The 22,521-nt window shown below is 68.4% G+C and carries 22 protein-coding genes; 5 read left to right on the top strand and 17 right to left on the bottom strand.

Annotation, left to right across the window (positions count from 1 at the left end):
• Positions 1-137 precede the first annotated feature (137 nt).
• The 6 genes from folE to dacB form a co-directional block, all read right to left on the bottom strand.
• On the bottom strand, positions 138-710 hold the full coding sequence (gene folE / locus ACFPJ1_RS03750) for a GTP cyclohydrolase I FolE (RefSeq protein WP_465261061.1): 573 nt from the start codon (positions 708-710) through the stop codon (positions 138-140).
• Positions 711-714: 4 nt separating this feature from the next.
• Positions 715-2,745, bottom strand: coding sequence for an ATP-dependent zinc metalloprotease FtsH (ftsH, locus tag ACFPJ1_RS03755; RefSeq protein ID WP_380101385.1), 2,031 nt, complete (start codon positions 2,743-2,745; stop codon positions 715-717).
• Positions 2,746-2,938: 193 nt separating this feature from the next.
• Positions 2,939-3,490 carry a hypoxanthine phosphoribosyltransferase gene (gene hpt, locus ACFPJ1_RS03760; RefSeq protein WP_132189578.1) on the bottom strand — a complete coding sequence of 184 codons (552 nt, stop codon included), beginning with the start codon at positions 3,488-3,490 and terminating at the stop codon, positions 2,939-2,941.
• A gap of 59 nt (positions 3,491-3,549) precedes the next feature.
• A complete protein-coding gene (tilS, locus tag ACFPJ1_RS03765; protein ID WP_380101386.1) occupies positions 3,550-4,638 on the bottom strand; it encodes a tRNA lysidine(34) synthetase TilS in 1,089 nt (362 codons plus the stop codon).
• Positions 4,610-5,704, bottom strand: coding sequence for a zinc-dependent metalloprotease (locus ACFPJ1_RS03770; protein WP_380101387.1), 1,095 nt, complete (start codon positions 5,702-5,704; stop codon positions 4,610-4,612). Before ACFPJ1_RS03770 ends, tilS begins: the two co-directional genes overlap by 29 nt.
• A 61-nt stretch (positions 5,705-5,765) precedes the next feature.
• Positions 5,766-7,127: a D-alanyl-D-alanine carboxypeptidase/D-alanyl-D-alanine endopeptidase gene (gene dacB / locus ACFPJ1_RS03775; protein WP_380101389.1), complete on the bottom strand. Its 1,362-nt coding sequence runs from the start codon at positions 7,125-7,127 to the stop codon at positions 5,766-5,768.
• A 50-nt stretch (positions 7,128-7,177) separates the two neighbouring features.
• On the opposite strand from dacB, the gene ACFPJ1_RS03780 reads away from it, so the two are divergent.
• On the top strand, positions 7,178-7,666 hold the full coding sequence (locus ACFPJ1_RS03780; protein ID WP_132189574.1) for an inorganic diphosphatase: 489 nt from the start codon (positions 7,178-7,180) through the stop codon (positions 7,664-7,666).
• A 94-nt stretch (positions 7,667-7,760) separates the two neighbouring features.
• On the opposite strand, the gene ACFPJ1_RS03785 is transcribed toward ACFPJ1_RS03780, so the two are convergent.
• The 3 genes from ACFPJ1_RS03785 to ACFPJ1_RS03795 form a co-directional block, all read right to left on the bottom strand.
• Positions 7,761-9,221: a C40 family peptidase gene (locus tag ACFPJ1_RS03785; RefSeq protein ID WP_380101390.1), complete on the bottom strand. Its 1,461-nt coding sequence runs from the start codon at positions 9,219-9,221 to the stop codon at positions 7,761-7,763.
• A 262-nt stretch (positions 9,222-9,483) separates the two neighbouring features.
• Positions 9,484-10,335 carry an endonuclease/exonuclease/phosphatase family protein gene (locus ACFPJ1_RS03790; protein WP_380101391.1) on the bottom strand — a complete coding sequence of 284 codons (852 nt, stop codon included), beginning with the start codon at positions 10,333-10,335 and terminating at the stop codon, positions 9,484-9,486.
• Between the two features lie 75 nt (positions 10,336-10,410).
• A complete protein-coding gene (locus ACFPJ1_RS03795; RefSeq protein WP_380101392.1) occupies positions 10,411-11,517 on the bottom strand; it encodes a WD40/YVTN/BNR-like repeat-containing protein in 1,107 nt (368 codons plus the stop codon).
• A gap of 96 nt (positions 11,518-11,613) precedes the next feature.
• Here ACFPJ1_RS03795 and ACFPJ1_RS03800 point away from each other — a divergent pair, with 96 nt between their 5' ends.
• Together ACFPJ1_RS03800 and ACFPJ1_RS03805 are read left to right on the top strand one after the other, a co-directional pair.
• Positions 11,614-12,108: a bile acid:sodium symporter family protein gene (locus ACFPJ1_RS03800; RefSeq protein ID WP_380101393.1), complete on the top strand. Its 495-nt coding sequence runs from the start codon at positions 11,614-11,616 to the stop codon at positions 12,106-12,108.
• A complete protein-coding gene (locus ACFPJ1_RS03805) occupies positions 12,109-12,501 on the top strand; it encodes a bile acid:sodium symporter family protein (protein ID WP_380101395.1) in 393 nt (130 codons plus the stop codon). It begins immediately after the preceding gene.
• 30 nt (positions 12,502-12,531) lie between these two features.
• On the opposite strand, the gene ACFPJ1_RS03810 is transcribed toward ACFPJ1_RS03805, so the two are convergent.
• Positions 12,532-13,839: a ThuA domain-containing protein gene (locus tag ACFPJ1_RS03810; RefSeq protein ID WP_380101396.1), complete on the bottom strand. Its 1,308-nt coding sequence runs from the start codon at positions 13,837-13,839 to the stop codon at positions 12,532-12,534.
• Between the two features lie 180 nt (positions 13,840-14,019).
• The gene (locus tag ACFPJ1_RS03815; protein WP_380101397.1) at positions 14,020-14,871 is read right to left on the bottom strand and encodes a helix-turn-helix transcriptional regulator; all 852 of its coding nucleotides are present in this window, start codon (positions 14,869-14,871) and stop codon (positions 14,020-14,022) included.
• Between the two features lie 99 nt (positions 14,872-14,970).
• Here ACFPJ1_RS03815 and ACFPJ1_RS03820 point away from each other — a divergent pair, with 99 nt between their 5' ends.
• On the top strand, positions 14,971-15,714 hold the full coding sequence (locus tag ACFPJ1_RS03820; RefSeq protein WP_380101398.1) for an SDR family oxidoreductase: 744 nt from the start codon (positions 14,971-14,973) through the stop codon (positions 15,712-15,714).
• 47 nt (positions 15,715-15,761) lie between these two features.
• On the opposite strand, the gene ACFPJ1_RS03825 is transcribed toward ACFPJ1_RS03820, so the two are convergent.
• The 5 genes from ACFPJ1_RS03825 to ACFPJ1_RS03845 form a co-directional block, all read right to left on the bottom strand.
• Positions 15,762-16,061, bottom strand: a complete 300-nt coding sequence (locus tag ACFPJ1_RS03825) for a thiamine-binding protein (RefSeq protein WP_132189567.1) — start codon at positions 16,059-16,061, stop codon at positions 15,762-15,764.
• Complete coding sequence (locus tag ACFPJ1_RS03830) at positions 16,058-17,698, bottom strand: MDR family MFS transporter (RefSeq protein ID WP_380101399.1); 1,641 nt, start codon at positions 17,696-17,698, stop codon at positions 16,058-16,060. The genes ACFPJ1_RS03825 and ACFPJ1_RS03830 overlap by 4 nt, the downstream gene beginning before the upstream one ends.
• Positions 17,695-18,345 (bottom strand): TetR family transcriptional regulator, encoded by a 651-nt coding sequence (locus ACFPJ1_RS03835; protein ID WP_380101516.1) that lies wholly within the window; start codon positions 18,343-18,345, stop codon positions 17,695-17,697. The genes ACFPJ1_RS03830 and ACFPJ1_RS03835 overlap by 4 nt, the downstream gene beginning before the upstream one ends.
• 87 nt (positions 18,346-18,432) lie before the next feature.
• Positions 18,433-18,900, bottom strand: a complete 468-nt coding sequence (locus tag ACFPJ1_RS03840) for a methyltransferase family protein (RefSeq protein WP_380101400.1) — start codon at positions 18,898-18,900, stop codon at positions 18,433-18,435.
• A complete protein-coding gene (locus tag ACFPJ1_RS03845; RefSeq protein WP_380101401.1) occupies positions 18,893-19,372 on the bottom strand; it encodes a MarR family winged helix-turn-helix transcriptional regulator in 480 nt (159 codons plus the stop codon). The genes ACFPJ1_RS03840 and ACFPJ1_RS03845 overlap by 8 nt, the downstream gene beginning before the upstream one ends.
• Before the next feature lie 41 nt (positions 19,373-19,413).
• Between ACFPJ1_RS03845 and ACFPJ1_RS03850 the strand changes: the two genes are divergently transcribed.
• Positions 19,414-20,673, top strand: coding sequence for a glycosyltransferase family protein (locus ACFPJ1_RS03850; protein ID WP_380101402.1), 1,260 nt, complete (start codon positions 19,414-19,416; stop codon positions 20,671-20,673).
• A 339-nt stretch (positions 20,674-21,012) separates the two neighbouring features.
• Here the strand turns inward: ACFPJ1_RS03850 and ACFPJ1_RS03855 are convergent, their stop codons facing one another.
• The gene (locus ACFPJ1_RS03855; RefSeq protein ID WP_380101403.1) at positions 21,013-22,419 is read right to left on the bottom strand and encodes a S1 RNA-binding domain-containing protein; all 1,407 of its coding nucleotides are present in this window, start codon (positions 22,417-22,419) and stop codon (positions 21,013-21,015) included.
• Positions 22,420-22,521 lie beyond the last annotated feature (102 nt).

Consider the following 22,521-nt stretch of genomic DNA (forward strand, 5'->3'; position numbering starts at 1 on the left):
ACCTTCCTCCTCACGCCGGCGCCCTGCTTGTGCGACAAAGCACCACTACGGAAAGTATTCGCTCAGACACAGATTGTCCATGGCTACGGCGCCGAAATGTTCAACGAAACCGGCGCGGTGAGGCTACGGGTACGGCGTCAGCCGACGATCAGGCTCATCGCCTCGGCCCGGGTGACCGGGTCGCGGAGCTGGCCGCGGACGGCCGAGGTGATCGTCTTGGCGCCCGGCTTGCGGACGCCCCGCATGGTCATGCAGAGGTGCTCGCACACGATCACCACGATCACGCCGCGCGGCTTCAGCAGCTCCACCAAGGATTCGGCCACCTGGGTGGTCAACCGCTCCTGCACCTGCGGGCGTTTCGCGTATACGTCGACCAGCCGGGCGAGCTTCGACAGCCCGGTGATCCGCCCGTCCGCGCTCGGGATGTAGCCGACGTGGGCCACCCCGGTGAACGGGACCAGGTGATGCTCGCAGACCGACCAGACCTCGATGTCCTTGACCAGCACCATCTCGTCGTGGCCGAGGTCGAACGTGGTGGTCAGCACGTCCTCGGGGTTCTGCCCCAGCCCGGCCGTGATCTCGGCGTACGAGCGCGCGACGCGGGCCGGGGTGTCCTTCAGGCCTTCACGATCCGGGTCCTCGCCGATCGCGATCAGCAGTTCCCGGATCGCACGCTCGGCCCGGGCGTGATCGAACTTCGGCGAGGTCACCCGGTCACTCCGCGGGCGGAGTGGGGCCACCACCGTAGTTCGGGCCGTGCGCGGCCTCGTCCGGTCCGACCGTTCCGCCGGGGATCACGTCGGACAGCGAGCCGTTCTGCTCGCCCCGGCTAGGCAGCGGCATCACCGGCGGCTGCTCCGACGGCACCCGGGTGGACGAACCGGTCCAGGCCGGCCGCAGCTCACGCTTCTGGATCGGCGCGAAGATGCGGGCGATCTCGGCCTTGTCGAGGGTCTCCTTCTCGAGCAGCTCCTCGACCAGGTGGTCCAGCACCGCGCGGTTCTCGGCCAGGGTGTCGAAGGCCTCCTGGTGCGCGTTCAGGATCAGCTTGCCGACCTCCTCGTCGACCGCCGCGGCGATCTCCTCGGAGTAGTTGCGCTGGCTGCCCAGATCCCTGCCCAGGAAGGGCTCGCCGGAGTCCTGGCCGAACTTGATCGCACCCAGCCGCTCGGTCATGCCGTACTGCGTGACCATCGCCCGGGCGAGCGCGGTCGCCTTCTCGATGTCGTTGCTCGCGCCCGTGGTCGGGTCGTGGAACACCATCTCCTCGGCGGCGCGGCCACCGAGCATGTAGGCGAGCTTGTCGAGCATCTCCGACCGGGTGGTCGAGTACTTGTCCTCGTCCGGGAGCACCATCGTGTAGCCCAGCGCACGGCCACGCGGCAGGATCGTCACCTTGTGCACCGGGTCGGAGTGCGGCAGCGCCGCGGCCACCAGGGCGTGTCCGCCCTCGTGGTACGCCGTGAGCACCTTCTCCTTGTCCGACATCAGCCGGGTCCGGCGCTGCGGTCCGGCGATGACGCGGTCGATCGCCTCGTCCAGCGCGTTCTTGTCGATCTGCTGCTTGTTCAGCCGGGCGGTGAGCAGCGCCGCCTCGTTCAGCACGTTGGCCAGGTCGGCACCGGTGAAGCCCGGCGTACGGCGGGCCACCGCGCGCAGGTCGGCGTTCTCCGACATCGGCTTGCCGCGGGCGTGCACCTTCAGGATCTTCTCGCGACCCGGCAGGTCCGGAGCGTCGACCGCGATCTGGCGGTCGAAGCGGCCCGGGCGCAGCAGCGCCGGGTCGAGCACGTCCGGACGGTTGGTGGCCGCGATCAGGATCACACCGCCGCGCACGTCGAAGCCGTCCATCTCGACCAGCAACTGGTTCAGCGTCTGCTCGCGCTCGTCGTGGCCACCGCCGAGGCCCGCGCCACGGTGCCGGCCGACGGCGTCGATCTCGTCGATGAAGACGATCGCCGGGGCGTTGGTCTTCGCGGTCTCGAACAGGTCGCGGACCCGGGAGGCGCCGACACCGACGAACATCTCGACGAAGTCCGAGCCGGAGATCGAGTAGAACGGCACGCCTGCCTCACCGGCGACGGCCCGGGCCAGCAGGGTCTTACCCGTACCGGGCTGGCCGTACAGCAGGACGCCCTTCGGGATCTTCGCGCCGACCGCCTGGAACTTCCCGGGCTCTTGCAGGAACTCCTTGATCTCGCCGAGTTCCTCGATCGCCTCGTCACACCCGGCCACGTCCGCGAAGGTCGTCTTCGGGGTGTCCTTGGTGATCAGCTTGGCCTTCGACTTGGCGAAGCTCATCACCCGCGAGCCACCGCCCTGCATCGAGTTCATCAAGAAGATGAAGACCACGGCGATCAGCAGGAATGGGATCAGCGTCGAGAACACCTGACCGATGAAGCTCGGCTTCGGGTTCTCCACGTCGTACTTCTCGAGCTTGCCCTGCTGGAAGAGGGTCTGCAGCTGGGTGCCCAGCGTGTTGGCCTGGCCGTCGACCCAGTGGGCCCGCACCTTGGTGCCGTCGGTCTTCTCGACCCGGATCTCCTGGTCCGGGTCGATCAACGTCACCGACTTCAGCGTCTTGTCGCTCGACGTGGTGGCCTGCTGGATCAGTTGCACGACCTGGCCGGTGGGCTCGGTCTTGTAGCCGGTCGAGCCGGTCAGGAGCTGTCCGATCACCAGGACGCCCAAAAAGGCGATGACGATCCAGAACAGGGGTCCGCGGAAGATGCGCTTCACGTCCATGATCAGGGCAGACGCCCCGTCCCTCCTAGCTCAGCAGGCCCGGGTGTGTGGGCTTGTGACGGTAATACCAAGTCCAAGTGTCTCGTGTCGGGCAAGCGTGCCCACCACGAGGGTCACCGAACGACGGTACGGGGCCTGTCTACAGCCTGTCACCAACTTCGCCGGGTGACACTGTCACCACCTTCTCGCCCAATCAGGAGTAGACGTGTGGAGCGAGGGTCGCCACGCAGCGCAGGTTCCGGTACTTCTCGGCGTAGTCCAGGCCGTAGCCGACCACGAACTCGTCCGGGATGTCGAAACCGACGTACTTCACCGGGACCGCCATCTTGGCCGCGTCCGGCTTGCGGAACGCGGTGCAGATCTCCACCGAGGCGGGCTTGCGGGACTGCAGGTTGCTGACCAGCCAGCTCAGCGTCAGCCCGGTGTCGATGATGTCCTCGACGATCAGCACGTGCCGGTTGGTGATGTCGGTGTCCAGGTCCTTCAGGATCCGCACCACCCCGGACGACTTGGTGCCCGAGCCGTAGGAGGAGATGGCCATCCAGTCCATCTCGACGTGCCGGCGGAAGGAGCGGGCCAGGTCGGCCATCACCATCACGGCACCTTTGAGGACGCCGATCACCAGCAGGTCCTTGCCCTCGTAGTCGGCCTCGATCCGCACGGCCAGTTCCTTGAGCTTGGCCAGGATCTCGTCCTCGGTATGGAGGATCTTGGTCAGGTCCTTCTCGATGTCCGCCGCATCCACTTGATCAGCGTGTCATACGCAGGCCCGATCCGATCAATCCGGGGGCGGGCCCTGACCGGTCAGGTCAGCCCGGGAGCGAGCACGATCGAGCCGTCGCGCCGGACGGCCCGAACGCCTTGTGGCAGGTCGATCCAGCGTTGCCCGCGCCAGTCCGTGATCAGCAGGTCGACGGCGGCGATGTGGCCCGCTGTGAGATCCGTCGCTTTGCAGCCGGCTTCGAGGGCCGCCTGCCGAAGCGCCCTGGTCCGGATAGCGGTCGGTTCCACCTCGAGCATGCCGATGTCGCAGACCACCTCGTCCTCGGTACGCCGTACCGCGGTCTCCGCGAGGTCGGCCGCTAGGACGTCAAGCGCGTCGGCGTCGGCCCGGAGCAGCCCCGCAGTCCGGGCGAGCGCCTCGGTCACACCGGGCCCGAGTGCCTCCTCGAGCACCGGCAGCACCTCGTGCCGCACCCGCACTCGCCTGTGCGTCGGGTCGTCGTTGTGCGGGTCGTGCCACGGCCGCAGGCCCGACGCGATGCACGCGGCGGCCGTAGTACTCCGTGGCACGGCCAGCAGGGGACGTCGGAGCAGTCCTGCCGCCGGAGCCATCCCCGCCAGCGACCGGGCACCTGAACCACGGGCCAACCCGAGCAGGACGGTCTCGGCCTGGTCGTCCCGGGTGTGAGCCAGGAGGATCACGTCTGCGCCGAACTCGTCGGCGGCGTCGCGCAGGGCGTCGTACCGGGCTCTGCGGGCGGCTCCTTCAGGGCCGCCCTCGGTTCCGACCTCTACTGCGCGCACCTGGACCGGATCGAGGCCCAGCGAGCGGCACTGGTCCGCAGCGGTCTCCGCGACGTGGGCGGAGTCCGCCTGCAGCCCGTGGTCGACGATCACCGCCCCGGCCCGGAGTCCGAGCTTCGGCGCCTCGAAGGCAGTCGCAGCGGCCAGCGCGAGCGAGTCAGCGCCACCGGAGCAGGCGACCAGCACAAGCGTCCCGCGGGGTAGCTCGACGAGTCCCGCGCGCACGGCTTCCCGCGTCCGCGCGATCGCGGGGTGGAGCCGGCCACGCCGCTCCGCCACCATTTCCTCCACCGGCTCCTTGGCCGGCCCGTCGACCGGCCCGTCGACCGGCGCGGTGTCAGCCGTGGAGTCGGGAGACCCAGGCATCGGGGTTGGCGATCTCGTTCTTGGTGGGGAGGGTGTTCGGGCCCGTCCACACCCGGTTGAAGCCCGCCATGCCGACCCGGTCGACCACGCGCCGGACGAAGGCGGCACCGTCCTGGTACTGCTTGAGCTTGGCGTCCAGCCCGAGCAGCCGCTTCAGCAACTGGTCCACCGGGCTGCCGCTCGTCCGGCGGGAGGTGAACTTGGCGCGGATGGTGTCCACGGTCGGGATGACGCTCGGCCCGACGCCGTCCATCACGAAGTCCGCGTGGCCCTCCAGCAGCGACATCACCGCGGTCAGCCGGTCCAGCACCGCCCGCTGCTCCGGCGACTGCATCAGGTCGACCAGGCTGAGCTCGGCATCGCCCTTCACCGACCGCCCGAGCCGCTGCACGGCTTCGCGGAACATCGCCGCGTACGCCGAGGCGTCCAGCTCGGCCTCGTCCAGGAACAAGGCGATCTCGGACCGCAGGTGGTCCCGCAACCAGGGGACCGCGGTGAACTGCACCCGGTGGGTCTCCTCGTGCAGGCACACCCAGAGCCGGAAGTCCCGCGGTACCACGCCGAGTTCGTTCTCGACGTGCATCACGTTCGGCGCGACCAGCAGCAGCCGGCCGGTCAGGTCGGGACGGGCCGGGTCGGGCTCGGACGGGTAGAACGGGTCGAACTGTCCGAGCACCCGGGAAGAAAGGAAGGCCAGCAGCGCGCCGGCCTCGATCGCGGTGACGCGGGAACCGACCGCGGACGACAGCCCGCCGGTCCGCTCCTGCTTCTCGCGCAGCTTGTCCGCCAGGGGCTGCAGCACGGTCTTGAAGCCGTCGGCGTTGGCCTGCACCCAGCCGGGGCGGTCCACGATCACCACGGGTGCCGTGGCGGAGGTCGCCTGCAGCCCAGTGAACTCCCGCACATGATGCTCCGAGTCGGCAGCGAACTGCCGCAGCTCGGCGACCACCTGGTCCGCTTCGGCGCGACTGACCGCCGGCCCCGGCCGGAGCAGCTTGCGAGCCACTCCCGTCGCCAGCTGCCAGTCGACCATGTCAGCCGCGGTCCCACCTTCCGCCGTACTCATGTTTCGACCCTAGTGCCATGTTCCAACCCGCGCCCGCCCACCCGGACCGGTTGAGGCGGGGTCAGCTGGTGCAGCCGCAGGTGGTGAGGGCAGCGGAGGCTCGGTCCAGGGCGGCTCGGGCGTCTAGGGCCTTGGCGGGTGGGGCGGTGTCGGTGGCTACGGCGAAGACGAGGACGGTGCCTGAGGTGGTGCGGACCAGGCCGGCGAGAGAGTGGACGCCGGTCAGAGTGCCTGTCTTGGCGCGGACCAGGCCGGTGCCTGCACTTGTACCAGGGCTGGCGAAGCGGTCTTCGAGGCTTCCGGTGAAGCCGGCCACCGGGAGACCCGTCAGCAGGTGGCGTAGTTGCGGATTGTCAGGCGAGGCCGCCACCCGGACCGCGCCGGCGAGCACGTCGAGCGGCACCTGGTTGGTTCGCGACAGCCCGCTGCCGTCCTCGATCCGAGTCTTGCTGACGTTCAGCCCCAACTTGGTCAGCGTGGTCCGGACTCCCTCGATCCCACCGGCGTAGGAGCCGCCGTTGTCCGTCGCCAGCCCGACGTGCCGCAGCAGCACCTCGGCGCCGTCGTTGTCGCTGTGCAGGTTGACGTACTCGACGATGTCCCCGAGCGACGCCGAGTGCACCTGGGCGACCTCCTCCTCCGACGAGGCGGCCACCGCTGGCTTGATCGCCTTCGCCACGGTGATCCCGACAGCCCGCAGCTGCAGCGCAAACGCACTGGCAGCCGCCTGAGCCGGAGAGGTCGCCCGCCTCGCCATTCCCGGAGTCAGCCGTCCCTCGTTCACCCACAGGGCGGAGGTCCGGGCGGCGATCCCCTCGGTGAGGTAGTTCGGCTCCCACTTCGCGTTCGCGGCGGGTCCGGTGAACAGGCCGGCGTCGTACCCGAGGGTGACGCTGGTGACCCCCTCGGCCTTGAGGGCGATCGCAGTACTGGCGGCGAGCTCCTGCAGGGAGGCGCGCGGCGGGAAGTCCAGCGGGTCCGTGACTCGCTTCGTCGTCAGCAACGGGTCCCCGCCGCCGACCAGGACGATCGAGCCAGCCCCGGAGCGCACCACCTTCGTGGTGAACGTGTGGTCCGGCCCCATCGTCTCCAGCGCCGACACCGTGGTCAGCAGCTTCATCGTGGACGCCGGCACGAACCCCGTCGCAGTACCAGCCGAGTAGACAGCCTTGCCGCGCGACGCGTCGTACACGTAGACACCGTGATGCCTGCCCAGCGACGGGTCCTTGAGTGCCGCCGCCAGCACCTTCTGTACGCCGACCGGAGTGGGCGCGGTGCCCTTGGGTTTGGCCGGCGCCAGTACTGCGGGGGCGGCGGTGCCACGCTGCGACGAGCCACGCACTGCCTGCGCGCCGTTCGTCAGGCCGGCCAACAGCGTGCAGGCCAGCAGCGTGACGAAAACCGCACGGGGAGGACGGGCCACCGGGCTGCTCCTGTCATTTCAACGGTGAGAACCGTGACAGTATCTGCCGTATGGAGTTCGACGTCTTCATCGAGATCCCCAAGGGCACCCGCAACAAGTACGAGCTGGACCACACGACGAACCGGATCCGGCTCGACCGGACCCTGTTCACGTCGACCCAGTATCCGGCCGACTACGGGTTCATCGAGGACACGCTGGGCCAGGACAGCGACCCGCTGGACGCCCTGGTCCTGCTGCCGGAGCCGACCTTCCCGGGCTGCCTGATCCGGGCCCGCGCGATCGGCATGTTCCGGATGACCGACGAAAAGGGCCCGGACGACAAGGTCGTCTGCGTGCCCGCCGGGGACCCGCGTCAGGAGCACCTGCGCGACATCCACCACCTGCCCGAGTTCGACCGGCTGGAGATCCAGCACTTCTTCGAGGTCTACAAGGACCTGGAGCCGGGCAAGTCGGTCGAGGGCGCCAGCTGGGTCGGCCGCGCCGACGCCGAGGCCGAGATCAGCGCCTCCTTCGAGCGCCTCAAGACCCAGCCGCACTGACCCCTGCGGTTCTTATCGGCTGGCAGAGCTCTACCAGCCGATAAAGGAGTACGCCGTGCGGAGGTGAGCAGCGCCCTGCTGCGCGGTCGATTCATCAAGGGCGGCCGAAGAAGTCCGGGGATTCCCAGTAGTAGACGCTGTCGATCCTGACCGGCTTGCCGGTGCGGGGCGCGTGCACCATCCGGCCGCCGCCGAGGTACATCGCGACGTGGAAGATCGTGCCCGGATCGTTCGCGTTCTCGGCCCAGAAGATCAGGTCGCCGGGCCGCAGCTCGTCCTCGGAGATGCGCTTGGTCTGCTCGTACTGCGCGACGCTGTAGTGCGGCAGTTGCACCCCGGCCCGCTCCCAGGCGGCCATCGTCAGACCCGAGCAGTCCCAGCGGTCGGGTCCGGCCGCGCCCCACAGGTACATGTCGCCCAGCTGCGAGAGCGCGAAGTCGACGGCGGCTCGGGCACCGCGCGAGTTGTGCCCGGAGCCGCCGCCGTTGCCGTTGCCGCCGTTGCCAGTACTACTGCCAGTGCCACTGCCCTTGCCGGTGCCACTGCCACTGCCGGTGCCACTGCCACTGCCGGTGCCGCCGCGGTCGGGCTTGTGCTTCGGCGGCTTCGCCTTGTGCTGGTTCCTGGCCTTGTTCTCCCGCTCCTCGCGAGCCGTCTCGGCCGCTTCGCGAGCGCGCTCGGCAGCCTCCCTTGCCGCGATCCGCTTGCGCAGCTCCTCCGCCTTCTTGGCGGCCAGCGCCGCGGCCCGCTGCCGGGCGAGCTCCTCCAGGCCACGTTGCCGCTGCTCGGCGACCTGGACCGAGGTGTTGCGAAGGGTCGCGAGCTGAGCGATCTGCTGCTTGCGCTGGGCACCGATCGCGGTGACCGCGGCGGTCTGATTCGCTTCGGCGGCCTCGGCAGCGGCCTTCGCCTTCGCTGCTTCGTCGGTCGCGGCCTTCACCTTGGTGACGGCCTGGTCGGCCTGCACCTTGAACGCGTTGCTGACCACCTGCGTCGCCGTGAACCGCAGGAAGGATCCCTGCATCGCCTGGGACACCGAGCGCGCGGCGCCGGCCGAGTCGAGCAACTGCTGCGGCCCTTCCGAGGTCAGCAGCGGCCCGATCTTCGCGAGGTCGCCACCGCCCTGGTACGACGCGGCGGCGAACCGGCCGATCTGGCGGCGCTGGGTGTCCAGGGTCTGCTCCGCCTTCTTCGCCCGGTCGGCGGCGGCCGCGGCATCGGTCTTCGCCTGCTGCAGGCGATACATCGCGCCGTTGTAGGCCTCGTCTGCCTTGCCGGACTCGATCCCCAGCCGCTCGAGGCGATCGTGCGCGGCGGCGAGTTGCTGCTCGATCGTGGCGACCTGGGCCGCCTTCGCGGCAGCCGCCCGCTTGGCAGCGTCGACGGTGGACTGTGACGGAATGACCGGTGGCTTGGGGTCAGCCTTCGCCGGGACCGGGGTCAGGGCCATTGTTCCGGCCAGGCAGACCGCGAGCACCCCGGAGAGCAAAGCCCTGCCGGTCTTCCCAGTGCTCGTGTCCCGCTGACCGGACGTAGCCCCCGTGGGCGTCCGCATCGGGTACTTCCTTCCGCCAGTCGCGAACCCCTTCCCCAGGGTTCGTGAACCTTTGGTCCTCCTGGACCACATGGGTGACACTAGTTGCCTGCAGCCCCATTGGGAACACCTTTCACATGAATAACTTTGTTTCACCTGCGTGTCGGCTTGACAAACTACAAGCTTGTAATTCACGTGTCCTCAGCGCACAGCAAACCGGCGCCACCCGAAGTCGGGTGGCGCCGGTGCGTCTGTACGGCGAGTCAGTCGCCGCGGGGCGGGGTCAGCGGAGGGTGAAGGTGGCTGCCACCGGGAGGTGGTCGGAGCCGTTGGTGGTGATCACCTCGGCCGTAGTCGGCCGCAGCGTGCGGGTGTGCAGGACGAAGTCGATCCGGGCCGTCGGGATGTCCGCTTCGATCGTGTACCCGGGCCCGACGCCGATCTCGGCCCAGGTGTCGCGCCAGACCGCGGTCAGAGTGGTGATCTCCGGCTTCTCCGGGGTGGCGTTGAGGTCGCCGACAAGCAGGGTGGGCGTCTTCGAGCCGGCCAGCAACTCGACCACCTTCTTCGCCTGCTCGAGGCGCTCGGCGTTGTTGTTCGACGTCAGGTGGGTGTTGGCGAACCGGACGTTCTGCCCCCGCACCTTGATCGTCGCGACGGCGAGCCCGCGCTGCTCACCGGTCGGGTAGAGCGGCAGCAGGGTGTTGTGGAAGTCCCGGATCGGCGTCTTCGACAGCACCGCCGTGCCGTACTGCCGGCGCGGCTCGCCCGGGTTCAGCGGCGGCAGGTCCAGGTTCGCCGCGAACGCGTAGTGCATGTGCAGCCGCCGGGCGAACCAGGCGGCCTGGTCCTCCCAGTTGCTGCGTACGCTCCAGTGGTTGTCGACCTCCTGCAGGCCGATCACGTCGGCGTCGGAGTCCTCGATCACCTGGGCGATCCGCTCGAGGTCGAGGACGCCGTCGGTCCCCGCGGCGTGGTGGATGTTGTACGTCAGGACCTTCAGCGGCCGGCCCGGGCGGTCGTCGGAGTGCCCGGGGCTCGCGGCCGCCGCCGTTGCCGTCGCCGCCACCGCCGTCGGCAGGACCATCAGCAGACCCGTGAAGGTGACCAGCAAACGTTTCGGAAGTTTGCGCATGCCCTCATCCTCACCGCAGCCAGGCGACCCCCGCACGACGTACGGGTGTCGCCCTGGCAACGGACCAGCAGCAAGTCAGCGCTTGACGGCTAGGCGGGCGACCGCGCCCTTCGCGCCGGAGGCCCAGCAGGCCGCCTTCGACCCGTGCCCGGCGCACTCGACGCTGTCGAAGCTGCCGTCGTAGAACTGCGTCCAGCTCCGGCCGCCGTCGTAGCTGACGTCACTGCCCGACGGCCCCACGGCGATCACCGTCGCCGGCGTCCGCGGTACGAAGGCCGAACCGCTGCGGTATCCCTTCGGCGCCTTGTCCGCCGGAACCAGCTTCCAGGTGCGGCCCCCGTCGTACGTGACGGAGGCTGCCTTGACCGCCTCGGTCGGCTTCTCGAAGTCGCCGCCGACCGCGACACCGAACAGCGGTCCACGAAACGCCAGGCTGAAGATGCCGGCTGCCGCGCCACTGGCCATCGGGGAGTCCGTCACCTTCCAGTTGCGACCGCCGTCGCTGGTGCGGAACACCCGCGGCCGGTCGCCACCGCCGGTCGCGAACCAGGCGGTCCGCCCCGGCCCCGCGACCAGGCAGGTCCCACTGGCGGCGAAGGCGAACTCGCCCGGCAGCGCCGCCGGCATGCCCTTCGTCGACTGCACCTGCCACGACTTACCGCCGTCGGACGTCTCCGCGATCCGGAACTTCCCGTCGACCGGGTCGCTCAATGCCAAGCCGTGGCGCTGGTCGTTGAAGTCCAGGCAGTCGTAGAACGCGTTCGGGTCGGTGTTGCGGAAGGACTCGGTCCAGGTCTTCCCGCCGTCGACGGTCCGGTAGATCCGCGAGTCCTCACCGACGCCGATCGCCAGGATGACCGCGCGCTTCGCGTCGAACGCCTCGACGTCGCGGAACTGCAGCGCCTCCGCACCGGCCGGGCTGACGTTCTGCCACTTCTTCCCGCCGTCGGTCGTCCGCAGCACCTGCCCCGCACTGCCCGCCACCCACGCGACGTCCGCGCTGACCGCGGCCAGCCCGCGGAACTGCGACGCACTCCCGGTCGGCTTCAAGTCCCACTGGTACTTCGGCCCGTGGTGACTGCCGCCGGTCAGGCCGGGGCTCGTCACCGCCTGGGCCGGCGTCAGTTGGGACATCGCGAGCAGGACTCCGGCCGCGAGGGCGGCGATGCGCAGCGTCTTCATGGGCGGCAACGTAATACACCGACCCGACACAAGACGAGGTCTTGCCGACAGCTCAAGCCCGCTGTCACTCTGAGCACCCGCTCAAAGGAGCCGCCTGTGAACGACTCCGTGCTGACCTCGGTCCTGCTGCCGGTCGCACTCGCGATCATCATGCTCGGCCTGGGTCTCACACTGACCGTCGCCGACTTCACCCGGGTGATGCGGATGCCTCGCGCCGTGCTGGTTGCGCTGGGCACCCAGGTGCTCCTGCTCCCGGTGATCTGCTTCGGCCTGGTCAAACTCTTCGACCTCGCACCCGCGCTCGCCGTCGGCATGATGCTGCTGGCCGCGTCGCCGGGCGGAACGACGGCGAACCTGTTCAGCCACCTGGCCGGCGGCGACGTCGCGCTCAACGTCACCCTGACCGCGGTGAACTCAGTGCTCGCCGTGATCACTCTGCCGATCGTGGTCAACCTGTCCCTCGCGCACTTCCTCGGCGACGGCCAGATCGGCCTGCAGCCGCTCAAGATGCTGCAGGTGTTCGCGATCGTGCTGGTCCCGGTCGCGCTCGGAATGCTGCTGCGCAACAAGAAACCGGGGTTCGCCGAGTGAATGACCCGGCCGGTCAAGCTCGGCTCGATCCTGGTGCTCGCGCTGGTGATCTTCGCCGCGGTCTACACCGAGCGCGACAACGTGCTCGACTACCTGGCCGCCGTGGGCGTGGTCGCAGTACTGCTGAACGTCCTCAGCCTCGCCCTCGGGTACGCCGTACCGCGGCTGGCCCGGCTCGGTGAGCGGCAGTCGATCGCGTGCTCGATGGAGATCGGCATCCACAACGCCACCCTGGCCCTCACGATCGCCCTCAGCCCGTCGCTCCTCAACAACAGCGAGATGGCCATCCCCGTCGCCGTCTACGGCATCGTCATGTTCTTCCCCACCGGCGCCTTCGCCTACTACCTCAGCCACCGCTCCACCGCATTGCGTCCGAAGAACCTGGAGGTCTGACTCCGAGATTCTCCGGACGCACGCAGGTGATCAGGCCGTGGTGAGTTTGAAGGACTGGGCGGCGGAGTTGTTGCAGGTGAGTTGGACGAGTTGGGTGCTGTCTGCGGTGGAGCCTCCCGGGACCGTGAGGCACTTGTTGCTCAGGCGGCTGACGAAGTGGAAGTAGCTGCCTCCCTCGGAGACCGCCTGCCACTGCTGGTTGGCGCCGTTGCCGTAGGTCCACAACTGGAGGCCGGCGTTGTCGGCGGCGGACACACCGGTCACGTCGATCACCTTGGTGGCGTCGTTGCGGTTGTTGACCCGGGCGAAGCCGTCCGAGGTCGGCTGGAACTGGAAGTGCTGCGCCTGCGAGAAGTTGCAGGAGTACTGCTGGATCACGGTGCCGTTGGCGGTACCTGCGGCCCGGGCGTCGACGCACTTGTTGTTGCCCTTGTTGGCCACGGAGTACCACGCGGCGGGCGACGGCTGGTCGACCGGCGGGACGGTGCCGCCGCCCCCACCGAGCCACTTGAGAGCGTCGATCATGAACTGGTTCTGCGCCGGGCTGTCGAAGGTCGAGGAGAGCCGGGTGTTGGTCTCGTAGTTCATCGCGTTGTGGCCGAAGTTGGCGTAGATCATCTTGAAGTTCTTGTTGGTCCAGACAATCGGGTAGTAGCCGCTGCGCCAGGTCTGCGCCGGGTCCGTGCCGACCGGGAAGCTGGACGGATCGATCGACGCGAGGATCTGGATGTTCGGGTTGGTGCGCAGGTCGTTCTGCCAGCTGTACCACTCGCTCACCGACGACCGGAACGTCGCGCCGGTGTTCACCAGGGACGGGTGCGAGCGGTTCTCCGCCTTCAAGGTGACCGCGGTCGGTCCCCAGGTGTTCGTCGCGAACCGGCCGGTGGCCAGGAAGGTGTTGTTGAACCACGGCCAGTTGCCGCTGGCATCGTTGTAGGCCGAGACGTGGAAGCCGAAGAACGCACCGCCGTTCTCCATGTACCGCTGGAAGCCGGCCCTCTGCGCGGCGCTGTGCGGTGAATCGTCCAGGAACATCACCACCTGGTACTGCGAGGCGGTCAGGTTGTTGAGCTGGTCCCAGTTGGTCGTCGCGGTGTAGGTGAAGCCGTTCTGCGCGCCGAACTGCGGGAACCGCTGGTTCGCCTCCTTCTCGAAGTCGATGTGCGCGGCGTCCCAGGTGCCGCTGTAGAACGCCAGCACGTTGAAGTTCGCGGCGACGGCGTTCTGGCTGTCCGACCGGGCCTCGCGGGCGAAGGCGCTCCCGGAGGTCAGGCACAGACAGCCGAGGACGAGCAGCGCCAGTAGTCGGGTGATCGGGATCTTGCGGTCGGAAAGCATGGGGGCGGGTCCTTCCGTGGGAGTGCTACTGCGCGTGCTCTTGGGCAGGCGGCAGGAGCCGAGCGGGCATGACTGAATCCCCTCGGTGATCGAGGTGTGACGGAGTGGAATTTCAGGGCTTAAATTAACTCACGGCCAAACCGCCAGTAAAGACTTCAGCAAGCTCTTTCCGAAAATCCTTCAGTTTTCTGTCGGCTGCAGCCTCTGGTTGCCGAGCACCGACAGCAGCCGCAACCGCTCGTCGCTCTCACTCCCCGGGCTGGCGGTGAAAACCAGCAGCGTCTGCTGCATCGCCCGGTCGTCCAGCAACTGGCAGTACAGCTCGAGCTCACCGACGACCGGGTGCAGGAAGCGCTTCAGCCCGCCGTGACTGACCCCTACCTCGTGGGCTTCCCAGAGTTCGGCGAACTCAGCGCTGAGCTCGCGCAGGGCCTTGGCCAACACCCCGGCTTTCGACCGCTCCCCCGCCACCGCGACCACCGACCGGAGCCCCGAGGTCAGTACGCGGCTGTGATTCGCCCAGCCCTCTTCGGCGTACAGGGCCCTGCCGTCCTCCTGCGCGAACCAGCGGTAGACCGCGCTGCGCTCGAATCCCTCGAGCCCGGTCTGCTCTCCCTCGAAGGCGACATGCGCCCTGGTCTGCGCGAGCGACTCGCCGAGTTCGTTGAGCACCACGGCCGGGGTGTCGTCGTCCAACCGGTCCATGATCCGCAACAGCCCTGGGTTCACGTGATCGCTGCTGGCTGTCCGCGGCGGTACCCCGTGCCGGGCGAGCACGAACAGGTGATCGCGCTCGTCCAAGGTCAACCGCAGCGCGCGGGCGATCGCCGTGAGCATCTCCGCCGACGGCTGTGGCCCGCGCCCGCCTTCCAACCGGCTGTAGTAATCCGTCGACATGACGGCCAGCGCGGCGACCTCCTCGCGCCGCAGCCCCGGAGTACGGCGGCGTCGTCCACGCGGCAGACCCACGTCCTCGGGCTGCAGCAACTCCCGCCGCTTGCGCAGGAAATCCGAAAGCTCGACGTAGTCCATGACTCCATTGTTCAGCGACAGGCGGCATTAACCACGGTCTGCCGAGCAGTGGCTGAGCCGAGCCTGGTTGCCTGCCGCCGGCTGACCAAGTCTGGAGCCATGAAAACGACAGGCAACACGATCTTCATCACCGGCGGTACTTCGGGTCTCGGCCTGGGGTTGGCGCTCCGGTTCCACGAGCTCGGCAACAAGGTGATCGTCGGCGGGCGCCGCAAGGAGTTGCTCGACCAGATCGCCACCGACTACGAGGGCATCGACACTGTCGTGCTCGACGTCGAGGACCCGACCTCGATCGCGGCTGCGTTCGACCAGGTCACGACGGCTCACCCCGAGGTCAACGTCGTGCTCACGATGGCAGGCATCATGCAGCCGGAGAACCTGCTGGACCCCGAGCATCTCCGGATCGCGGAGTCCACCATCACCACGAACCTTCTCGGCACCATCCGGGTCCTCAACCACTTCCTGCCTCACCTGGCGAACCAGCAGGACGCCACCGTGCTCACGGTGTCGTCGGGTCTGGCGTTCGTGCCGCTCGCGCTCACGCCGGCGTACAGCGCGACCAAGGCCGCGATCCACAGCTACACGGAGAGCTTGCGGATCCAGCTGGCCGGCACTGGCATCCAGGTGATCGAGCTGGTCCCGCCGCCTGTGCAGACCACGCTGATGAACCAGCAGGACAATCCGCAGGCGATGCCGGTGGACGATTACCTCACCGAGACGATCGCGATCCTGCGGGACCAGCCGGACGTCACCGAGGTCCAGGTCGACCGGGTCAAGTTCCTCCGCCTGGCCGAACGGACCGGCGCCTACGACCAGACCCTCGCCGCGGTCAACTCGCACTGACCGACAGACCGGCCGGCGTCCCGCAGTACGGGCGCCGGCCGGGGTGGTCAGTCGGAGAGAGCCTGCTCGATGCGTTCGACCTTGGCGGTCAGCTGGCCGGTGTAGCCGGGCCGGATGTCGGCCTTGAGGACCAGGCTGACGCGAGGCGAGACGGCGGCGACGGCGTCCACCGCCTGCTTCACGACCGCCATCACCTCGTCCCACTCGCCCTCGAGGTTGGTGAACATCGCGTTGGTCTCGTTCGGGAGACCGGAGGCGCGGACGACGCGGATCGCCTCTGCGACCGCCTCGCTCACGCCGCCGGTCTCGTCCCCGGCTGCCGGGCTGATGCTGAATGCAACGATCATAGGTCCAGCTTGCCAGCTTGCTCCTCATGGGCCCGGCGCTCGGCGCCGGACGTGGTCAGCAGCGCCTTCTCCTTGATGAACAGGACCGCGATCAGAGCGAGCACCGCGAACGGCACCGACATCATGAACAGGTCCGCGGTCGCTGCGCCGTACGCGTTCTCGACGGCCGTCCGGGCCTGCTCCGGCAGCTCCGCGATGTTCGGCACCGCGTTGCTGCCACCGGACGAGGCACCGCCCGGGTTGAGCGTCTCCGTGACTTTGTTGGCCAGGATCGCGCCGAGTACGCTGACCCCGATGGTGCCGCCCATGCTGCGGAAGAAGCTCACCGCCGAAGTGGCCGCGCCGAGCTCCCGGGCCGGTACGTCGTTCTGCGCGGCGAGCACCAGGTTCTGCATCACCAGGCCGATGCCGACACCGAGGATGATCATGAAGGCCCACAACATGTACTTCGAAGTGTGCGCGTCGATCGTGCCGAACAGCGCCAGCCCGATCGGCAGCAGGATGCTGCCGACGACCAGGTAGATCTTCCACTTCCCGTACTTCGTGATCAGCCCACCGGCGACGGTGGACGCGACCATCATGCCCAGGATCATCGGCAGGCTCATCAGCCCGGCCTTGGTCGGCGAGTAGCCCTGCGCGATCTGGAAGTACTGCGCCAGGAACACCGAGCCGCCGAACATCGCCACCCCGACCAGCGCGCTGGCGACGATGGCCAGGGTCACCGTGCGGTTGCGGAACAGGTCCATCGGGATGATCGGCTCAGGGTGCCGGCGTTCGACCAGAACGGCGGCCACCAGCGCCACCAGGGCGACAGCCACGAGCACGAAGCTCCAACCGGACGCCCACTCGAACTTGCTCCCGGCGAACGAGGACCAGACCAGCAGGGTGCTCACGCCGGCGGTGATCAGGAACGCGCCCCACCAGTCGATCTTCACCTCGCGGCGCACGGTCGGCAACTTCAGCGTGCGCTGCAGCAGAACGATCGCGGCGAGTACGAACGGCACGCCGATCAGGAAGCAGGCCCGCCATCCCAGCGGCGAGTCGACCAGGAAGCCGCCGAGCAGCGGTCCACCGACCGTCGCCGAGGCGAAGATGGCGCCGAAGATCCCGGAGTACCGGCCGAGCTCACGCGGCGGGATGATCGCCGCCATCACGATCTGCACCAGGGCGGTCAGACCGCCGGCGCCGAGACCCTGCAGGACCCGGCTGCCCAGCAGCACCTCGATGTTCGGGGCGAAGCCGGCGACGAGCGAGCCGACCACGAAGAAGCCCAGCGACAGCTGGACCAGCAGCTTGTTGTTGTAGAGGTCGGCGAGCTTGCCCCACAACGGCACCGTGGCCGTCATCGTGAGCAACTCCAGGGTGATGACCCAGGTGTAGGACGACTGGCTCGCGCCGAGGTCGTGGATGATCCGCGGCAGCGCGGTCGACACCACGGTGCCGGCCAGGATGGCGACGAACATCCCCATCATCAGGCCCGAGATCGCCTGGATGGTCTGCCGCGGGGTGAGCGCGGCCACCTGCTCGGCCGCCACCTCGGGTGGAGTGGTCGCGTCCTGCGGCCGGGTGGCCACGGTGTCGTCGGAGTTGACCTCGCCCGCCGTCTCGGGGGGCTTGGGCGAAGAGGTCGTTGTCATGACTGACCTTCCTGGTCGGTTCGGAAAACTGTGGTCTTGTCGAAGTCCGGATCCACCCCGTCGGCGAGCAGCAGGAACGCCTCGTCGATGAGCGAACGCACTGACCGCCTACCGGCGTCCTTCTGCTTCTCGAACGCGATCCGGACCGCCGTGCTCGCGGCGGCGACGATCAGCATCGGCCTGATCGCCTCCCGGGGCTCACCCATCCGCTCGGCCATCGCCGCGGACAGCACCCGCTCGTCCTCTGCGCCGAGCAGGACGAACTGGGACAGCAGCGTCGGCGACTGGACGATCAGGGCGAACCGCTGCGAGGCGGTGGTGCTGTCCTGCTCCACGTCGACCAGCGCCTCGGCGATCAGCATCCGCATCGTGGTGAGCGGTGACTGGCCGGCCGGCGCGTCCCGGAGCCGCTCCAGCGCGCGCTCGAGCTCCTCGGGGTCGCAACCGAGGATCGCGTGCTCCTTGTGCGGGAAGTAGTTGAAGAAGGTCCGCACCGAGACGTCCGCCGCCTCGCTGATCTCCTCGACCGTGACGTTGTCCGGCCCCTTCTCCAGTGCCAGCCGGAGCGCGGCGGCCATCAACGCGGCCCGCGTCTCCCGCTTCTTCCGCTCCCGCCGCCCGGGCGGCGCGCTCTCCTCGGTCTGCATCACGACGTCTACGGTAGACGAAGTTGCACACACTGCAAATTAATATTCCTGCAACTTTGCACAACTGCACGGAGGGAGTGGTCTAGATCACTTCGACTGCCTGAGCCGGGGGAACCACGCGGGCACCGCCCGGCGATAGTCCTCGTACTGCCGGCCGTACCGCTGGCGCAGTACCGGCTCCTCGTACCAGTGAACGAAGGACGCCATCACCGCCCACGCGACCAGCGCGTAGACGAACAACCAGAGGTCGAGGAACAGCAGCGCCTGGCCGAGGATCGCCGCCACGACGCCGACGTACATGGGGTTGCGGACGTAGCGGAAGTCGCCGCCGACGACCAACTGCTCCGTCGGGACCACGGGAGCCGGAGTACCACGACCCTCGCGGACGAAGCGGATGAAGGCGCGCACGACGACGAGGATGCCGCCTGCCACCAACAGGAGTGCGGGCCAGAAGCGCGGGTCGGTCCAGCCGTTGATCCACCACGGCACCAGCCCGGCCACCACACAGGGCGCGGCGAAGAAGAAGGCGGTGCTGCCAAGGGCCGCCTTAAGCATCGTCGAGCCTGCCGATCACCCGGTCGGACAACTCGCAGAAGGTCTCGACCTCCGCCGGTGACAGCTCACCGAACCAGTCGGCCACCGCGCCGAAGTCACCCTCGTCGCGTTCCTTCCAGTACGCCGCGTTGCGGTTCGTTGTCGAGAGCAACTTCCTGCGCTTGTCCGCGGGATCTGGCTCGACCTGCAGCATGTCCTTGCGCACCAGGGCCGCGACGATCTGGGCGACGTTCTGGTGGGTGCTCCCCAGCGCGGCCGCAGCTTCGGCCAGCGACGGCTTGCCAGCGGCCGCCACGACGGTGATCAGCGCGGCCTGCTGGGTGGTCAGCCCATCCGCGCGGAGTCGCTCGTCCATGGCGTAGCGCAGCTTCTGGGCGAGCGTCAGCGTGGTCCGGAACGCCCGGATGGACGGCTCCAACTGCGACCCCGGCCCGATCCCGAGCAGTACTTCGGTCTTGCTCTCGCGCGACATAGGCAATATATTACCTATCACCGTCGAAGGGGGCAAGCACCGTGATCTGCCTACTGCCACACTGCGCCTACCTGTCCGAGACGTCCCGGATGCTCGAGATCCACCGAGCCCTGACCGTGCTCGGCGTTCCCGTCCGCGTCGCCACCCACGGCGGCCCGCACGAGCGCCTCCTGGTCGAAGCCGGCATCCCGTACGACGTACTGGGCCAGGGCATGTCACCCCAGCGGGCGGCATCTTTCGTGGCGTCGGCGGTCGGCCTCGGCGACCCCCGCCAGAGCATGTACGACGACGCCGAGATCGAGACCTACGTCCGGGCGGAGGCGGAGTACTTCCGCGCTCACGGGATCACCGTGGCCGTCACCGGGTTCACGCTGACCACGTTGCTGTCGTCCCGGCTCGCCGACGTCCGCTTGATCACCGAGCACGCGGGCAGTTTCGTCCCGCCGGTCGCCGAGCACAGGTTGCTACCCGCGCCCAGCCGACCGGTGGACCCCCGGCTCAAGCACGCACCGGACTGGCTCAGCCGCTTCCTCGTCAACCGAACCTCGAACCGCACCCCGGCGTACTGCGCCGGGTTCAACCGGGTGGCCGCCTCGCTCGGAGTCGAGGGAATCCCCAGCCTCGCGGCGCTCCTGCTCGGCGATCTCTCACTGGTGCCGGAAGTGCCCGAGGTGCTCGGCATCTCGGCGGCGGAACTCGCCGCGTGGACACCCGCGGGAAAGGTCGGGTATCGCCCGGACACCCGCCTTCTGGGGATCGGCCCGCTCTTCGCGCATCTTGATGTCCCGCTGCCGGATGGGGTGCAGAAGTTCCTCGACCGACCTGGCCCGGTGGTCTACCTGGCGATGACGTCGACACCGCCCGCACTCGTCCGGGAGGCGGTCACCTCGCTCAGCGCACTCGACGTACGGATCCTGGTAGCCGGCACCATCCACGACCTCAGCGATCTCGCGACGGACCGGCTCATGGTCGGAGGCGTGCTGCCGAGTCAGCTGGTGATGCCGCAGGTCGACCTCGCGGTGACCACCGGCGGCCAGGGCAGCGTCCAGACCGCGATGGCCTGCGGCACTCCCCTGCTGGGCATCCCGCTGCAACCGGAGCAGGACCTGAACGTCGCCCTGGTCGAACGTCTCGACGCGGCTCGCCACGTCGCACCACACCACCTGAACCGCCTGGCCGGCACCGCCGGCAAGATGCTCGACAACCGCCGCCACCTGGAAGCCGCCGAACGAATCCAGAAGCTCTACGCCGCCGTCGACGGCCCGGCTCAGGCCGCGGAAGCCATCGCAAGACACCTCTGACCGATAGAGCTACCGGGCAAGCCAGTGTGTGGAGATGGGCTAGATCTCAGATGACCTGACGCTGGAGGTCTCAGATTTCACGAGTTTCATCTCAGAGCCGTCTGAAGTCGACATCGGCCACAAGGCCCGGGATGGCTGGGTCAGACGGCAGAGGTTGCCAAGGCAATCGCCCGAAACTGGGTTGCTTGGTTGGTCTTCGATCCATTCGATGACGGTTGCGCCATCGTGCCCGTGTACGGAGATGACGGATTCGACGTTCGACCAGCCCGGCTGCCCTTGGTCGGCAACGGCGCAGGCCCCCGCGCGGTTGCGCGGGGGCCCGTTCGAGGTCCGGATCTGTCACGATGCGATGGACAGCACCCCCGACCCTTCATCCGCCGTCAGGTCGGCCGGTGCCGCGACGATCTCGCCCTTCTGCGGGTCGCGGTTGGCGGGTACCTCGACGCTCGACCCGGCGTCGGCGCCGTCGATGTCGAGGCCGGCCTCGACCCCCGTCTCCGGAAGATCTCGCACGCTGAGCCGGCCGCGAGCCTGATCCACGGTGACGACCTCGACATCCAGCAGTTCGCCGGGCTCGACCTCGCCGTCGGCCAGGTCGTCGCGCAGCTCCTGCGTCATCGCCGAGCTGTGCAGCATGGCGGGGGCCGCCCGACCTGGCACACCCACCAGCAGGAACCCACCGTTCGGCTGCTGGACGACCTTCCGGACCTCGGCCTCCAGCCGCTGTCCGACCCGGAAGGTCGCCTCGTCCGACACGGTCGAGAGGCGCCGGCTTGTCGCTCCCTCCGACCGAATGCCGTTCAGATCGAGGGCGATCCGGCGACGGTCGGAGTCGATGTACCGGATGGCGACGTCGACCTGGTCGCCGACGCCCACCGAGCGACCGCCCAGTGCCGACACGTGGATCAGCCCGCAGAGGCCGTTGCCGACGTCCACGAAGGCACCCAGACCTTCGACGACCCTCCTGACCGGGCCCGTCAGTGTTGTGCCCTTGGGGAGATCCTCACGGGCACGGAGCCAGGGGTTGGCGATGCCGGCCAGCAGTGTGTACCTCGGGACCCCGTGCGGGTCGACGTCGAACGCACCACTGACGCGGTCACCGATCGTGAACTGCTTGGTCATGTCGGGGACTATCCGGGCGTAGTCGACATCGGTGTTGTTGAGGACGCCACGCCGACCGCCGGCGGCCTCGATCACCGCGAACTCGGTCGCTGTCGAGACCACGACGCCCGGAACGACTTCGGTGCCTGCCGAGGTCAGCGGCACCAGACCCATCTCGCGCAGCGGCTCCTCGCGGAGTGCCTCCAGGGATTTGACCAGTTCCTCACGCATCTCGCGGATGTCCCGGTGACGGTCGCTGTACCGGATGTACCGGAAGCGGCCGCGGAGGTCGGTCGGGATGTCGTCCGGATCCTGGGTCAGGATGACGATCTTCTTCCGCAGCAGGATCGCCCAGGCGCACTCCAGTGCGACGTTCGGCGATCGTCCGGTGAAGTCGACGACGACGATCTCGCTGCGCTGCAGACCGCTCCAGATCGTCCCGATCAGTGACTCCGGCCCGTAGATCGAGTCTGCCCGCTCGGCCACGCATCCGGCCGCCTCGATGGCCGGCACGAGGTCCTTGGCGTAGAACTCGTCGTGGTCGAACTCGATGTCGCCGTACTTCCGCGGGCCGTACGGGCAGACCACGAACACCTTCCCGAAGACGGGATGTTCGGTCGTGGCCAGGTTCAGGTCGCCGTTCATTGGATTCCTCCGGGTTTCGGGGCGGCTTTTCCGCCCGCTATGACCAGATTTCCAAGCGACCGCTGAAGGCGACAGAACGTTCCCGCTGAGACTCGACTGAGT

It is taken from the genome of Kribbella qitaiheensis (assembly GCF_042657745.1).
In the GTDB taxonomy this organism is placed as follows: Bacteria; Actinomycetota; Actinomycetes; order Propionibacteriales; family Kribbellaceae; genus Kribbella; species Kribbella qitaiheensis.